Genomic DNA, 12,870 nt, shown 5'->3' with positions numbered 1-12,870 from the left:
GCGGGCTTCCAAGAGCTGAATCAGATGGCGCGGACGTCCTGCGCCTGAGGCCCCTTCTGACCCTGGCCGATCTCGAACTCCACGCGCTGCTGCTCTTCAAGCGACTTGAAGCCCGAGCCGGAAATCTGCGAGTAGTGCACGAACACGTCCGGACCGCCGCCGTCCTGCGCGATGAATCCGAAGCCCTTCTCGCCGTTGAACCACTTCACGGTGCCCTGCGCCATACCGATTGCTCCCTAGATGTTGGACCCTCGCCAGAGCGAGGTTCGCGCGCAGTCTGCCAGGCGACGGTCTCTCTCACATCGTGGTTAGCCCGGTGGTGTGACGAAGTAAGTTGAACCGGGTACCACCGAGAGGAGCAGGGATGTCGAACTGGCTGGACGTCGCGCACGAGGTTGCGGCGACGCTCAGGTCCGACGCGGCGGACAGGGACCGGGCCGGCCAGCCGCCCGCCAAAGAGGTGGAACTGCTCCGGCAGAGCGGACTGCTGAACGTGCAGGACTGGGCGCAGCAGCAGCGGATCGGCCGGATCATCGGTGCCGCCGACGCCAACATCGGACACCTCCTCGGGTACCACTACCTGCAGATCTGGCGCAGCGGGCTGTTCGACGCCCAGTTCAGCGTGCAGCCCGACCAGTTCTGGGCCGGCGTCAGCAACCCGCTCGACGCGGCGCTGGAACTGACGCCCGCCGAAGGTGGTTTCGTCCTGAACGGTCGCAAGACGTTCGCCACCGGAGCCGCCGTCGCCGACCGCCTCGTGGTCAGCGCGACCCGCACGGACAACGGCGAGAAACTGACGTTCCTGCTCGACGGAAAAGCGACCGGAATCACCTATTTGGACGATTGGGACAACATCGGTCAGCGCCTCACGGCGTCCGGCGGGGTGAACTTCGAGAACGTCCAGGTGACGGAGGTCCTCGGCGTCCAGCCGGCAGGCGAGGACCCGCGCGTCAGCCTCGCCGCGATCGGCTTCCAGCTCGTGCTCGCCCAGCTCTACGTGGCCATCGCGGAAGGCGCGCTCGCCGAGGCCGCCGACTACACCCGCACCAAGACCCGCCCGTGGTTCGTCAGCGGCGTCGAAGCCGCCATCGACGACCCGTACATCGTCGCTGCCTACGGCGAGATGGTGTCCCAGACCAGGGCCGCCGGGCTGCTCGCGGACGAAGCCGCCCGCCAGCTCTGGGAGGCCTCCGAGCACGGCCGCCACCTCACGCCCGCCAAGCGCGGCGAGGTCGCGGTGACGATCTCCGAAGCCAAGGTCGTCAGCACGAAGCTCGTCAACGAGGTCACCAGCCGCATCTTCGAGCAGGTCGGCGCGCGCGGCACCGCGGCCAAGTACGGCGTGGACCGCTTCTGGCGCAACGCCCGCACGCTCACGCTGCACGACCCGGTCGTCTACAAGGCCCGCGAGGTCGGCGAGCACTTCCTGACCGGCGCGCGCCCCGCTCACACCGGGTACAGCTGATGCAGCCGGTACTCGCCGACTCGGTGCGGCTCACCGGCGACGGCGTGCTGATCCTCGACCGCCGGCAGTTCCCGTTCGAACGGAACTGGGTGCTGTGCCGCACGGCCGAAGACGTCGCGCGGGCCATCGTGGACATGGTCACCCAGTCCTCCGGCCCGTACTTCGCGGTGCTGTTCGCCATGGTGCTGAAGGCACGCACCCTGGAAGCGCTGCCGTTCGAGCAGGCCCGCGCACAGCTCGCGCAGACCGCGCTGATGCTCGAGAACACCAGGCGCACCAACAACGCCCTGCGCAAGGCCACCAAGGTCGTCCTCGACCACGTGGACGCCGCGCGGGACATCACGCACGCACTCGCGGGCGCCGAGGAAGGCGACCGCAGGTATCGGGCGAAGAGCCAGGCGCTGGGCGAGCACACGGCGAACCTGTTGCCCGACAACGCCACCGTCCTGACGCACTGCTGGGCCGACCTGTACCTGACGGAGACGGTCAGGGCGGCCCAGAACCAGCACAAGACGCTGCGCTTCTTCTGCACCGAGACCAGGCCCTACCTGCAGGGGGCCAGGCTCACCGCGGAGACGTTGATCGAGATGGGCGTCGACACCACGCTCATCACGGACGGCATGGGCGCTGCGGTGCTGCAAAGCGGCGAGGTCGACGCGTTGGTGACGGCGGCCGACCGGGTCACCATGGACGGGCACGTCGTGAACAAGGTCGGCACGCTGGGTCTGGCCGTGGCCGCGCACGCGTTCGGAGTACCGTTCCACGCCCAAGTGCAGGCACCCGATCTGCAAGCGCCCACGACGGAGTACGTCGAGATCGAGTACCGCGACGGTGCCGAAGTGCTGCAGGTGCTGGGCAGACCGAGTGCCACGCCGAGGGTGAAAGGGCACTACCCGGCGTTCGACGTGACGCCGCCGCGCTTCGTCACGACGGTGGTGACCGACCGGGGCGTGTACAGCGCCGGGGAGCTCGACAAGTACTACGAGGGAGAACAGCGGTGAGCAAGTGGGTCGTGCTCGACATCGAGGGCACGCTGAGCGCGACTGACCAGGTGCTGGTCGTCCTCTACGACTACGCCCGTCCCAGGCTCGGTCCGTGGATCGAGCAGCACGGTGACGACCCGGTGGTCGCCGACGCCGTGCGGCAGATCAAGAAGCTCAGCGGCCACGACGACGTTGTCAAAGCGCTGCACGACTGGATGGACGCCGACCAGAAGGTCACGCCCCTCAAGACGTTGCAGGGCCTCATCTGGCAGCAGGGCTACGCGCAGGGCGACCTGGTGGCGGAGTTCTTCCCGGACGTCGTCCCCGCGATGCGCAAGTGGCACGGCGACGGCGTGCGGCTCGCGATCTTCAGCTCAGGCTCGGTCGCGGGCCAGATCGCGTTCTTCCAGCACACCACCGACGGTGACCTGACCCCGTTGCTGGAGCACCACTTCGACACGGTCAACGCCGGCCCGAAGCGTGAAGCCGCGTCGTACCACAAGATCGCCTCGGTGCTGAAGAGCGACGACATCACCTTCTACAGCGACGTTCCGGCCGAGCTGCACGCCGCGCAGGAGGCGGGCTGGAAGACGGTCGGCGTCGCGCGCGCCGGTGAGCCGTACGGCAACGCCGACTTCTCGCCCCACCCGACGGTCTGGGAGCTTTCGTGACGGCCGAGCTCGCCCGAGAGTGCGTCCGCTACGCGCAGATGGGCTGGATGCGCGGCACGAGCGGCAACCTCTCCGTTGTCCTGCAACGTGATCCGCTCCGGCTCGCGGTCACGGTCAGCGGCGTCGACAAGGGCGAGATCACCGCTGACGACAGCGTGGTCATCGACGTCGACGGCAACGCCGTGGACAGCGACAGGGTTCCGTCCGCCGAAGCGGGCCTGCACGCCAGGATCGCTCACGTGTCGGGAGCAGGCGCCGTCGTGCACGTTCACGCCCTGGCCACCGTGGTCGCGGCGGAGCACTGGCCCGGCGGCGTGGTGCTGAAAGACCTGGAGATGCTCAAGGGTTTCGGTCGCTACGACCACGAGGAGGTCGTGATCCCGGTCGTCCGCAACTCGCAGGACATGCTCGAACTGGGCGACGCCTTCGAGAAGGGCTTCGACCCGAAGGTGCCGGCGCTGCTCGTCGCGCGGCACGGCGTGTACGTGTGGGGCGACGACCTCGTGCAGGCCCGGCACCGGCTGGAATGCCTGGAGTGGTTGCTGCGCTTCAAGGTGGAGACGCGAGACATCTTTACGGGGAGGCACTCATGACGCTGCTGACGGTGTGGCCGGAAACCGGCCCCGAACAGACCGTCCTGCGCACCACCGACGCCGAGGAGATCACCACCGCGCTCAAGGAGCACGGCGTGCGCTTCAGCCGCTGGTCCGTTGTGGACGGTGTGACCGCGGAGAACGCCCTGGGGATCTACGCGAAGGAAGTCGCTCGCGTCAGCGAGACGGAGAGCTACGGCTACGTCGACGCGATGGAGATGACCCCGGCCGACACGGACGAGTACCGCGCGAAGGCCGTCGAGTTCCGCGGCAAGTTCCTCGCCGAGCACACGCACGACGACGACGAGGACCGCTACTTCGCCCGTGGCGCAGGCGTTTTCTACCTCCACATCGGCGACAAGGTGTACGCGGTGTTCTGCGAGGCGGGCGACCTGCTGAGCGTTCCGGCGAACACGACGCACTGGTTCGACATGGGCACGACGCCCGACTACGTGTCGATCCGGTTCTTCCACGACGACGACGGCTGGATCGGGAACTTCACCGGCAGCGACATCGCGGCGAAGTTCCCGACCTTCGACGAGCTGCGTTCAGGAATGTGAAAAGTTCGCCTACCTGAACCTTGTTCCGGAATTTGAACGAAGTATTGATTCCCTCCGCCCGCTGACCTCAGAGTGGTACAGACCACTTATCGAAGGTCGGAGGGATTCAACGTGGAAACCCCTGCACTCCACACACGACGATCCGTGCTCGCCCTCGCGTTGACCGCACCCCTGCTCGTGGCACCGGCGGCTCAGGCCCTCGCTCAGCCGCCGTCCGCGCAGTGGGTTTCGGCGCCGTACACCTACACCGTCCAGAAGCCGTACAACCTCGCGACCAGCGCGCGGTACAAGTTCGAAGGCGGCGTCCACACGACGTGGGTGTACGACTACGACCAGCCGCACACCCAGGGCAGCCCGACCGATCCGCGCACCGAGTTGCGGTTCAACCAGGAGTACTCCAGCGGCTCGCGCGCCTGGGAGGGCGAGATCTACATCCCGGCCGGCGTCAGCGGCCCGACCGTCGTGCAGATCCTGCGCGGCAGCCGCCCCAGCGGCACCCGCGCCACCGACGTGATGCTCAACGTCGCGAACATCAACGGCGGCACCCTGCGCAAGGACAGCAACCAGGTGGTCGCCACCGGCATCTACAACAAATGGTTCAAGATCCGCGTCGAACACACCGCGGTGGCGGGCGGCCGCGGCACCGTGAAGACCTACTACAACGGCGCCCTCAAACTCACGCACCAGGACGAGGGCCCGGCGACGCGCTATTTCAAGAACGGCGTCTACCACCACGGCAGTGGCCGCGCGGAGGCCCGTTTCCGCAACATCACCTACTGGCGCCAGTGACTCCCTGACTGCTGTCAGTGCAGTGGCGACCACACGCCTGACCACTGCTCGGCACCCCAGCCCTCGAAGCGCTCCACCTCGGTGAACCCCAGCTTCGCCGCAAGACGCATCGAGGCCAGGTTTGCCGTCTGGGTGGTGGTCACCACCTGTCGGTCGGGAAGCGCGGCGGCGCACCAGTCGAGCGCCGCCACGCACGCCTCGTAGGCGTAGCCCTGTCCCCAGAACTCCGGCAGGAACTGGTACCCCAGTTGGGGTTCGCCTGAGTCGGGATGCGGGTCGAACGTGACCATGCCGATCATCGCGCCGCCGAGAGCGACGACGAAGAAGCCCGTGCGCCGGCCCGTCACCTCGGGCGCCGAGCGTTCGACCTCGTCTCGCGGCCGTGCACCACCGATGTAGGTGCCCACCTCCGGCGACGAGAACAGCTCGACGAACGCCTCACGGTCGCCCGCCTCGGACTCGCGCAGCACGAGCCGTCCGGTCCTGATCGCGGTCGGTGGCCAGTCGACTGATCCGAGTCCGGTCATGCGATCAACCCTAGAGTGAAGCCATGGACTCACGGGTGGCGGTTGCATCGCTCGGCGGCACGATCACGATGACGGGCTCCGGCGCGGTGTCGCCGACACTCGGCGCGCAGGACCTGGTCGGAGGCCTGGAGGTCGGCGAGATCGCCACCCTGGCGACGATCCCCGGCGCCTCGCTCACCTTCGCGACGTTGCTGGAGACCTTCGACTGGGCCGACGAGCAGGTCGCGCGGGGTGCTGCCGGCGTGGTGATCATCCAGGGCACCGACACGCTGGAAGAGACCGCGTACTTCTTCGACTGCCTGTGGCCGCACGAAGAACCGCTCGTCGTCACCGGCGCCATGCGCCACCCAGGCCTGCCCGGCGCGGACGGCCCGGCCAACCTCGCCGCCGCCGTGTCTGTCGCGGCGGCCTCGAACTCACGCGGGCGCGGGGCGTTGCTCGTCCTCAACGACGAGATCCACGCCGCGCGCTGGGTCCGCAAGGCGCACAGCAGCCTCATGAACGCCTTCGCCTCGTTCCCCGGCCCGCTCGGACTCCAAGTCGAGGGCGCCCCGCAGTACTTCCACCCCGCGCACCGGCTGCCGGCACTACCGCGACCCCTTGACGCACCAGCGGTTCCGCTCATCGAGGCCACAGTGGACGATGACGGTGCGATCCTCGACTGGCTCAACGTCCAGGGCGTCGTGGTCGCGGCCACCGGTGCCGGGCACGTGTCGCAGGGGATGGCCGAGGCGATCTCCCGCGCCCGCTTCCCGGTGGTGGTGGCGTCGCGGACCGGCGCGGGCACGACGTTCCGCAACACCTACGGCTTCACCGGGTCCGAGTCGGACCTGATCCAGCGCGGCGCGGTCATGGCGGGCTGGCTGTGCCCGCGCAAGTCCCGCGTGCTCCTCCGGCTGGCGCTGGGCTCGGAGAGTCCGGTCGAGGACGTGTTCACGGTCCGCGGGGGCGTTTTCTGAGTGCTGCACCGCGCCTTGGCGGGCACGGCGCCCCTTTGGCGGTCGGGCGGCCCGAGGTGGCAGCGGCGGCCGGGTTGTCCGGGGTGTTCGGCGGACTGGGCGGTGGGGGCCCGAGGTGCGTGGTGGCAGGGGCGGCTGGGTTGTCCGAGATGTGAGGCGGACAGGCGGCGGGGACTCGAGGGTGTTCGGAGGTTGGGGCGTCCGGCGGCTCCCTAGGTGCTTGGCGGCTTGAGGCACCGCTTCGTGGTGTGGAAGGGCTGCGGGCGGCGGCTGCCGCAGGGGCGCCTGCGTTGTCCGAGGTGTTTGGCGGACGGGCGGTGGGGCGGCTCGAGGGTGTTTGGAGGGGTGGGGCATCAGGCGGCTCCTGGGTGCTTGGCGGCTTGAGGCACCGCGCCGTGGTGGAAGGGCGCGGACTGCCGTTGCCGCAGGGGCGGGGTGGTGGGGCGCGGCTCGACGTGTTTTGCGGGTGGGGCATCAGGCGGCTCTCGGTGCTTGGCGGCTTGAGGCACCGCGTCGTGGTGTCGAAGGGCTGCGGGCGGCGGCCGCAGGGGCGGGGGCGGTGGGTGGCGGTGGTGCGCCGCGCCCTCGTGGCCGCCCGCCCGCCCGTGAGTGGGTGGAGTGGGTGGCTGGTGGGCGCGGCGCTTTAGGCGGCGTGGATCGGGTTGGTTCTTGGTCTTCGGTGTGGGTCTATGAATGCTGGTGGGCGGAAGGTCGGGAGGCCTTCGGTCAGCTGGATCTGCCATTCCGAGTGGTGCATTAGGTCGTGGTGGCGGCGGCAGAGGAGGACCAGGTTGTCGGCGTTGGTCTTGCCGCCCTCTGACCAGAACCTGATGTGGTGGGCCTCGCAGTGTTTCGGTGGGCGGGTGCAGCCTGGGAAGGCGCAGCCCTTGTCGCGGGCCACCAGGACTCGGCGCAGGCCCGCGTTGATCGTCCTGGTCTTGCGGCCCACGTCGTGGATCTGGGAGCGGCTGCCCAGCAGGGTGGGGATGATGCCCGCGTCGCAGGCCATCTTGCGGACCTGGGCCATCGGGAGGTGTTCGCCGTTGTCCAGTAGTGCGGTGCCGATGTTTTCGCGGAGCTTGTCGTAGTCGACTGTGATCGTCAGCTGGACGCGCTCGCCGCCGTGGATCCTGCTGCTGTCGGCGCGCAGGGCCAGGTCGATTACCTCGCACAGCGCGTCGCCCTCTCGTTCCGGCGCGCACCGCTGGTCGTGGGGCTCCGGCTTGGCCAGCGGGTCGATCAGCGCGTCCAGCTTCGCGCCGGTCTCGGCGTCGAGGTCGGCGGACAGCAGGTATCGGCCGCCCCTCCACTGGCGCCGCAGGACGTTCTTCTGTGGCGCCGGGGCTGGGTCCTTGGGCTCTTGACCGTCCTGGTCCAGGCGGTAGGCCAGCTCCTTGCAGAACGCCTTGGCAGAGCGAGGTTCGTGCTGCCGCGCGTACTCGACCACGTGCTCCTCCGCTACGGAGGGCAGCGCGGCCATCGCCTCGGCCAGCACCTCCACGTGGTCCTCGGACAGCTCTCCCTCGGCCATCGCGGCCGCGACACCGGGCAGCGCCGGGGCGATCGCGGAACCGGTCGGCGTCACCGTGGGGCACAAAGCCTGCGCTTGCTTGATCCTGCGGCGTGACACCTTCGGATCCCAGCGCAGCGTGTGCTTGAAGACCTCGACGAGATCCTTGTACCCCAGCGATTCCGCCGCGCCCTGCTGGTCGAGCGAACCGATGATCTCCAGCACCTGGAACTGAAGCCGTTGCAGCGCGCGGACCTTCCGCTTGAGCTCATCGAGGAGCTCGAGCGGGGAGGAGAGCGCGAGGGTCGGCATGCGTTCATCGTGGCATGAACAGGTGTTCGAATTCCATTCCACGATCGGATGAAGTCGCAGGTCAGGGCCTATGGCGCCGTGTGCGGCGCACGGCGCCATAGGGTCTGACGTTTTCACCCGAACGAGCCCGTGGCATGGATCGAATCCAAGCCCTACCGTCGAACGACATGACCGCGATCATTTCCACCCCGTGCAGCCGAGAACTCGGCGACGAGCTGCGCCGCCTGCGGGAGACGAGTACCGAGTTCCACGGCCGTGCGATGGCCGTCCAGCTGGGCTGGGACCCGAGCAAGGTGTCCGACATCGAACTCGGCAAGGTGCGCGCGAGCGACGTCGACATCGTGCAGTACCTGGCGACGTGCGGTAAGAACATCGACTTCATCGACGCGTTCCGCGGCCGCTACTACAACGCCTTCGATCTGTACTTCGCCCAGATGTCGGACAACGTGGGCACGCTCGCGATGACAGAGGCGATGGCCACGAAGATCTTCTCCTACGACGTGCTGATCATGCACGGCCTGATGCAGACGGAGGACTACGCGTTCCAGCTGTTCGTCGACTCCCACATCGAAGCGCCTGAGGACATCGCGAGGCTCGTTCAGGCGCGCATGGACCGGCAATCGATCATGAGGCGACCGAACCGGCCGGAGTGCGTGTTCTTCGTGCACGAGCTGGCCTTGCGGATGCAGCTGGGTGACGCGCGCGTTCGCGAAGAGCAGTACCTGCGCCTCCTCTTCAACACCCACATCCTCAGGATCGTGCCCGCGAACATCTGCGCTTTCCGTTCTCCGGTCACGCTCTACGAGTTCGGCAAGGCGGCCCCGGTCGTGTACAGCGACTCCGACACGGCTCATGTGTGGGCGCAGGACAGCGTTGCCGTCGCGCGGGCCAAACGACTCTTTCAGCGGCTGGATGCCGTCGCTCTGGATGCGGAACAATCGAAGCGAAAGCTGGCGGAGTACGTCAGCGGACTTCGAGAGGATTCCCATGGCGGCGGAACGGAACTGGCGTAAGAGCAGCTACAGCAACGGCGGTTCCGCGCAAAGCTGCGTGGAGGTGTCACTGGCAAAGGACGCGCTGGTCCGGGACACGAAGAACGCGAGCGGTGCGGTACTCGCGTTCTCCGCCTCTGCCTGGCGCGCCCTGATCAACTCGCTCTGACCACCGACGTGTTCGCGGTCTCGACCGTCACCCGCACGGTCTGAGGGGCGAGCGACTGCAGGTACTGCGCGTGGTCCGAGCCGAGCGTGTCGCTGAACGCGATGAACGCCAGCCGGGGCAGCTCGAACGCGGTGGTGGCGCAGAACTCCTCCAGGCGGTCGAAGCCGCGCCGGATGCCGGTGGCGTCGAGGCCGAACACGGCGTGCCGGTCGAGCTTGGCGGCACCGATGTCGAGCAGGTGCAACGCGTGCATGGCGTGCGTGAACGCCATCGCGCACACCTCGATGCGTGAGCACGACAGCAGCAGCGTCCGCACCATCGACGGGTGCAGTGACTTGCCGGACGTGCGCAGGACGACGTCGATGCCGGCGGCGCGGAACAGTTCGACGATCTCGAACAGGCCGGGCACTCCCAGCGGCTCGCCGCCGCCCAGCGTGACGGTCTCGGGGCGCATCGAGATGAGCGCCTGCGCGATGTGCAGCATTCGGTCGTGGCTGAGCCGCGCGTGTGCGACGTCCCAGGTGATGTCCATGCGATCGGGCCCCCTTCGGCGGATGTCGCCGATCCAAACCAGGGACCAGTCCCGCCGTCAGGTGACCGGTGTCCCGTTCTGGGAGGGACTTCCCAGCCCGGCCTCGCGGGCGCGGACGATCGCCTGCGCGCGATCGGCCACCTGGAGTTTGGTGAAGATCGCGGACACCCGGTTGCGCACGGTCTTGCCCGACAGCGTCAGCCGATGCGCGATCGACGGGTTGTCCAAGCCGGACGCCATCAGCTCCAGCACGTCCCGTTCACGATCCGTGAGCTGCGGGAACAGCACCGCCTTGGACGACGAGATCGCGGTGAAGTAGCCCATCATCCGCTGGGCGATGGTGGCGCTGAAGATCGCATCGCCAGCTCCTATCGCCTGCACCGCGCGCACGATCTCGTCGTCATCGGTCGTCTTGACCAGGTAACCGCGCGCCCCGGCCTTCATCGCCGCGAACACGAGCTCGTCGTCCTCGTGCATCGTCAGCACGAGGACACCGACGTGCGGCAGGGCCTCCTGGATCTGCTTGGCGGCCTCGACACCGCCCAGCACGGGCATGTGCAGGTCCATCACCACGACGTCCGGAGTGAGGTCGAGGACGACCTTCACGGCCTCCTGCCCGTCGGCGGCGTCACCGACGACTTCAAGACCGTCCTCGCCGTCCAGCAACGCCTTCAAGCCGCGCCGGAACACCGGGTGGTCGTCGGCGATCACCACGCGCGTCACTGGGCCTCCAACGGGATCCGCGCCACCACCCGAGTGCCGTGTGGTTCCGCGGGTCCCACTGTGCACGATCCACCCAGCTCCGCGCAGCGTTCGCGCATCGAATCGAGCCCCACACCCGGCTTGGCGCCTGCCGCGACCCCGCGCCCGTCGTCCACGATCTCCACGACCAGGTCGCCGTCGGCCCGCACGGTGATCACGCAGGTCGACGCTCCGGAGTGGCGTGCGGTGTTGGTCAACGCCTCCGCGACGATCCGGTAGGCCGCGACCTCGACGGCGGCGGACAGCCCGTCGATCTCCTCGGCCTCCACCTCGACGCGCAGGTCGCCGCCGAAGCGGGCGGCCTCGTCGCGCACGGCCAGGGCCAGGCCCTGGTCGAGGATCGGCGGCCGCAACCCGTCCACGAGGCTGCGCACCTCGACGGCGGTCGTGTCGACGTCGGCCAGCACCGGGTCCAGCACGTCGCCCAGTGAGCGGCGCAACGCCTTGAGCTGCAACCGGATCCCGACCAGCGCCGGCCCCACGCCGTCGTGCAGGTCGCGCCGCAGCCGCAGCCGTTCCTCCTCGCGGGCGCGCACCAGCCGTTCGCGGGCTAGCTGCAGATCGGCGGTCAGCTTGATCGACTGCGCGGCGGGAGCGGTAGAACGGGCCAGATCGACGAGCAGGCTCAGTTCGCGATCGCTCAACCGCTCGTCGGGCGCACGCGGCTCGACCACGAGATCGCCGACCGAGAAACCCCGGTACGTCATGGGAAAGCGCAGCTGCGGCCATCCGCGGCTGCGTCCGTGCTCGGCCAGCACCGAACCACCGCGAATCGCCACGTACGGCAGCTTCAACGACTCGGCGACCGTCTGAGCCACCGTCGCGAGCACGTCCTGCGACCGTTCGAGCTTCTCGCTCAACGTGGACAACGTCGCGTAAGGGTCAGAGCGCTCGCCGTACAGCCACCGGTCGAGCTTGCGCTGCACCCAGCTGCGGATCGGCGCGAACACCAGTCCCGCGGCAACGACCCCGATCACCTCGGCGTCCTCCGCGAACAGCTGACCGGCCCCGACCATCACACCGAGATAGACCAGCAGCAGCACCACGGTCAGCGAGCCGTAGAGCAACGACCGGTGGATCAGCAGGCTGATGTCGTACAGGCCGTACCGCAGGATCGCGATGACCGCGGCGGCCGGAAACGCCAGCACACCGACGATCCACGCGATGTGCCCGTCCGTCGTCTCCACCACGGTCGCCACACCGGCCAGCGTCAGCAGCGCGAAGGCCCACACGAGCAGCCGCCGTTCGTCCCCTTCTGCCCTCCGCCACCGCAGAGCCAACGAGACCACGGCCGCGAGCACGGAAACCCCGGCCGCCAGCACGGCGATCAGCGTGATCGTCTTCGCGGCCCCGCCGCCACTGCTCTGCCAGAACGAGGCTGGATCGCCCCACGACGCCCAGGCGATTCCGATGGTGCCGGCGACTGCACTGAACAGCGACGCGCCGATGGCGATCCACCAGCGGTTGCTCAGCGGCCTGCCGTTCGGGAAGACCAGTGCCACAGCGGGCAACAGCGCGTACGTGGGCCACCAGACCCACGCCTCGACCCATCGGGCGGGGTGGTCGGCGGGCTGACCCGCGACCGCGATGGCGACGGCGCCGAACACGCCCATCACCAGCAGCAACCACCCGACGGACGACCTGCGGACGTGGCCGATCACCCGCACCCCGAGCAGGGTGCAGGCGAACGCGACCAGCCAGTTCCGCGGATGCGAGACGGCGCCGGTGACCGCTGTGTGCACGACGGCGAAGAGCACACAGGTGGCCACCAACGCGCCGACGACACGGGCGAGGGTGACCTCGCGCCGTGTCAGTCGCTGAGCCAGTGCCACAGGTTGTGGAAAGGAGAACCGGAGTCCAGCGTGGAGAGACCTCCTGGCCAGCCCTGGAAGGTCATGATCCGGTGGCGAAGCTCTTCCACGGTCCTGGGTTCGGCGGGCTTGTGGGTGTGATCGAAATCGACGTCCTCAGGAGACGCGTTCATCGCGCGCACCTGGAGCTCCGCGTACCAGGCGAGGAGCTCTTCGTCGGACATGTGCGAAAAGT

At 68.4% G+C, this 12,870-nt stretch carries 16 protein-coding genes; 9 read left to right on the top strand and 7 right to left on the bottom strand.

The features are described from left to right. Positions 1–20: 20 nt before the first annotated feature. Positions 21–224 (bottom strand): cold-shock protein, encoded by a 204-nt coding sequence (locus IG04_RS0125735; protein ID WP_030479286.1) that lies wholly within the window; start codon positions 222–224, stop codon positions 21–23. A 140-nt stretch (positions 225–364) separates the two neighbouring features. Here IG04_RS0125735 and IG04_RS0125730 point away from each other — a divergent pair, with 140 nt between their 5' ends. The 6 genes from IG04_RS0125730 (at position 365) to IG04_RS0125705 (ending at position 5,061) form a co-directional block, all read left to right on the top strand. Beyond that, positions 365–1,465, top strand: a complete 1,101-nt coding sequence (locus tag IG04_RS0125730; protein ID WP_030479285.1) for an acyl-CoA dehydrogenase family protein — start codon at positions 365–367, stop codon at positions 1,463–1,465. Beyond that, on the top strand, positions 1,465–2,466 hold the full coding sequence (locus IG04_RS0125725) for a s-methyl-5-thioribose-1-phosphate isomerase (protein ID WP_030479284.1): 1,002 nt from the start codon (positions 1,465–1,467) through the stop codon (positions 2,464–2,466). Before IG04_RS0125730 ends, IG04_RS0125725 begins: the two co-directional genes overlap by 1 nt. Beyond that, on the top strand, positions 2,463–3,119 hold the full coding sequence (gene mtnC, locus IG04_RS0125720; RefSeq protein WP_030479283.1) for an acireductone synthase: 657 nt from the start codon (positions 2,463–2,465) through the stop codon (positions 3,117–3,119). Before IG04_RS0125725 ends, mtnC begins: the two co-directional genes overlap by 4 nt. After that, positions 3,116–3,712: a methylthioribulose 1-phosphate dehydratase gene (gene mtnB / locus IG04_RS0125715; protein WP_051770673.1), complete on the top strand. Its 597-nt coding sequence runs from the start codon at positions 3,116–3,118 to the stop codon at positions 3,710–3,712. The genes mtnC and mtnB overlap by 4 nt, the downstream gene beginning before the upstream one ends. After that, complete coding sequence (locus IG04_RS0125710; protein ID WP_030479281.1) at positions 3,709–4,272, top strand: 1,2-dihydroxy-3-keto-5-methylthiopentene dioxygenase; 564 nt, start codon at positions 3,709–3,711, stop codon at positions 4,270–4,272. Before mtnB ends, IG04_RS0125710 begins: the two co-directional genes overlap by 4 nt. A 111-nt stretch (positions 4,273–4,383) precedes the next feature. Beyond that, positions 4,384–5,061, top strand: a complete 678-nt coding sequence (locus IG04_RS0125705) for a polysaccharide lyase family 7 protein (protein ID WP_030479280.1) — start codon at positions 4,384–4,386, stop codon at positions 5,059–5,061. A gap of 14 nt (positions 5,062–5,075) precedes the next feature. On the opposite strand, the gene IG04_RS0125700 is transcribed toward IG04_RS0125705, so the two are convergent. Beyond that, positions 5,076–5,588, bottom strand: a complete 513-nt coding sequence (locus IG04_RS0125700) for a GNAT family N-acetyltransferase (RefSeq protein ID WP_030479279.1) — start codon at positions 5,586–5,588, stop codon at positions 5,076–5,078. 23 nt (positions 5,589–5,611) lie between these two features. Here IG04_RS0125700 and IG04_RS0125695 point away from each other — a divergent pair, with 23 nt between their 5' ends. Next, the gene (locus tag IG04_RS0125695; protein ID WP_030479278.1) at positions 5,612–6,547 is read left to right on the top strand and encodes an asparaginase; all 936 of its coding nucleotides are present in this window, start codon (positions 5,612–5,614) and stop codon (positions 6,545–6,547) included. 643 nt (positions 6,548–7,190) lie between these two features. Here IG04_RS0125695 and IG04_RS0125685 read toward each other — a convergent pair. Beyond that, complete coding sequence (locus tag IG04_RS0125685) at positions 7,191–8,369, bottom strand: HNH endonuclease signature motif containing protein (RefSeq protein WP_051770672.1); 1,179 nt, start codon at positions 8,367–8,369, stop codon at positions 7,191–7,193. 167 nt (positions 8,370–8,536) lie between these two features. Between IG04_RS0125685 and IG04_RS0125680 the strand changes: the two genes are divergently transcribed. Further along, on the top strand, positions 8,537–9,382 hold the full coding sequence (locus IG04_RS0125680; RefSeq protein ID WP_030479275.1) for a helix-turn-helix domain-containing protein: 846 nt from the start codon (positions 8,537–8,539) through the stop codon (positions 9,380–9,382). Beyond that, positions 9,357–9,530 (top strand): DUF397 domain-containing protein, encoded by a 174-nt coding sequence (locus tag IG04_RS45540; protein WP_084401914.1) that lies wholly within the window; start codon positions 9,357–9,359, stop codon positions 9,528–9,530. Before IG04_RS0125680 ends, IG04_RS45540 begins: the two co-directional genes overlap by 26 nt. Here IG04_RS45540 and IG04_RS0125670 read toward each other — a convergent pair. From IG04_RS0125670 to IG04_RS0125655, 4 genes are read right to left on the bottom strand one after another with little or no spacing between them, the layout of a single operon-like run. Further along, on the bottom strand, positions 9,517–10,062 hold the full coding sequence (locus IG04_RS0125670) for a radical SAM family protein (RefSeq protein WP_030479274.1): 546 nt from the start codon (positions 10,060–10,062) through the stop codon (positions 9,517–9,519). The two genes, IG04_RS45540 and IG04_RS0125670, sit on opposite strands and share 14 nt — an antisense overlap. A 57-nt stretch (positions 10,063–10,119) precedes the next feature. Further along, the gene (locus tag IG04_RS48255; RefSeq protein ID WP_030479273.1) at positions 10,120–10,785 is read right to left on the bottom strand and encodes a response regulator transcription factor; all 666 of its coding nucleotides are present in this window, start codon (positions 10,783–10,785) and stop codon (positions 10,120–10,122) included. Continuing rightward, complete coding sequence (locus IG04_RS48250; RefSeq protein WP_030479272.1) at positions 10,782–12,656, bottom strand: sensor histidine kinase; 1,875 nt, start codon at positions 12,654–12,656, stop codon at positions 10,782–10,784. Before IG04_RS48250 ends, IG04_RS48255 begins: the two co-directional genes overlap by 4 nt. Further along, on the bottom strand, positions 12,635–12,859 hold the full coding sequence (locus tag IG04_RS0125655; RefSeq protein WP_084401913.1) for a hypothetical protein: 225 nt from the start codon (positions 12,857–12,859) through the stop codon (positions 12,635–12,637). The genes IG04_RS48250 and IG04_RS0125655 overlap by 22 nt, the downstream gene beginning before the upstream one ends. Positions 12,860–12,870: the final 11 nt, after the last annotated feature.

It is taken from the genome of Lentzea albidocapillata (assembly GCF_000719115.1).
Taxonomy (GTDB): Bacteria; Actinomycetota; Actinomycetes; order Mycobacteriales; family Pseudonocardiaceae; genus Lentzea; species Lentzea albidocapillata.
The sequence above is the reverse complement of the archived record's forward strand: the minus strand, read 5'-3'. Positions and strand labels throughout refer to the sequence as shown.

What these genes read in the sequence shown, in the direction of transcription:
- IG04_RS0125680 (WP_030479275.1), top strand. Translation starts at nt 8,537, where the DNA reads ATGACCGCGATCATTTCCACCCCGTGCAGCCGAGAACTCGGCGACGAG.
- IG04_RS0125700 (WP_030479279.1), bottom strand. Translation starts at nt 5,588, where the DNA reads ATGACCGGACTCGGATCAGTCGACTGGCCACCGACCGCGATCAGGACC.
- IG04_RS0125725 (WP_030479284.1), top strand. Translation starts at nt 1,465, where the DNA reads ATGCAGCCGGTACTCGCCGACTCGGTGCGGCTCACCGGCGACGGCGTG.
- IG04_RS0125730 (WP_030479285.1), top strand. Translation starts at nt 365, where the DNA reads ATGTCGAACTGGCTGGACGTCGCGCACGAGGTTGCGGCGACGCTCAGG.
- IG04_RS45540 (WP_084401914.1), top strand. Translation starts at nt 9,357, where the DNA reads ATGGCGGCGGAACGGAACTGGCGTAAGAGCAGCTACAGCAACGGCGGT.
- IG04_RS0125685 (WP_051770672.1), bottom strand. Translation starts at nt 8,369, where the DNA reads ATGCCGACCCTCGCGCTCTCCTCCCCGCTCGAGCTCCTCGATGAGCTC.
- IG04_RS0125670 (WP_030479274.1), bottom strand. Translation starts at nt 10,062, where the DNA reads ATGGACATCACCTGGGACGTCGCACACGCGCGGCTCAGCCACGACCGA.
- IG04_RS0125695 (WP_030479278.1), top strand. Translation starts at nt 5,612, where the DNA reads ATGGACTCACGGGTGGCGGTTGCATCGCTCGGCGGCACGATCACGATG.
- IG04_RS0125655 (WP_084401913.1), bottom strand. Translation starts at nt 12,859, where the DNA reads ATGTCCGACGAAGAGCTCCTCGCCTGGTACGCGGAGCTCCAGGTGCGC.
- IG04_RS0125710 (WP_030479281.1), top strand. Translation starts at nt 3,709, where the DNA reads ATGACGCTGCTGACGGTGTGGCCGGAAACCGGCCCCGAACAGACCGTC.
- IG04_RS0125735 (WP_030479286.1), bottom strand. Translation starts at nt 224, where the DNA reads ATGGCGCAGGGCACCGTGAAGTGGTTCAACGGCGAGAAGGGCTTCGGA.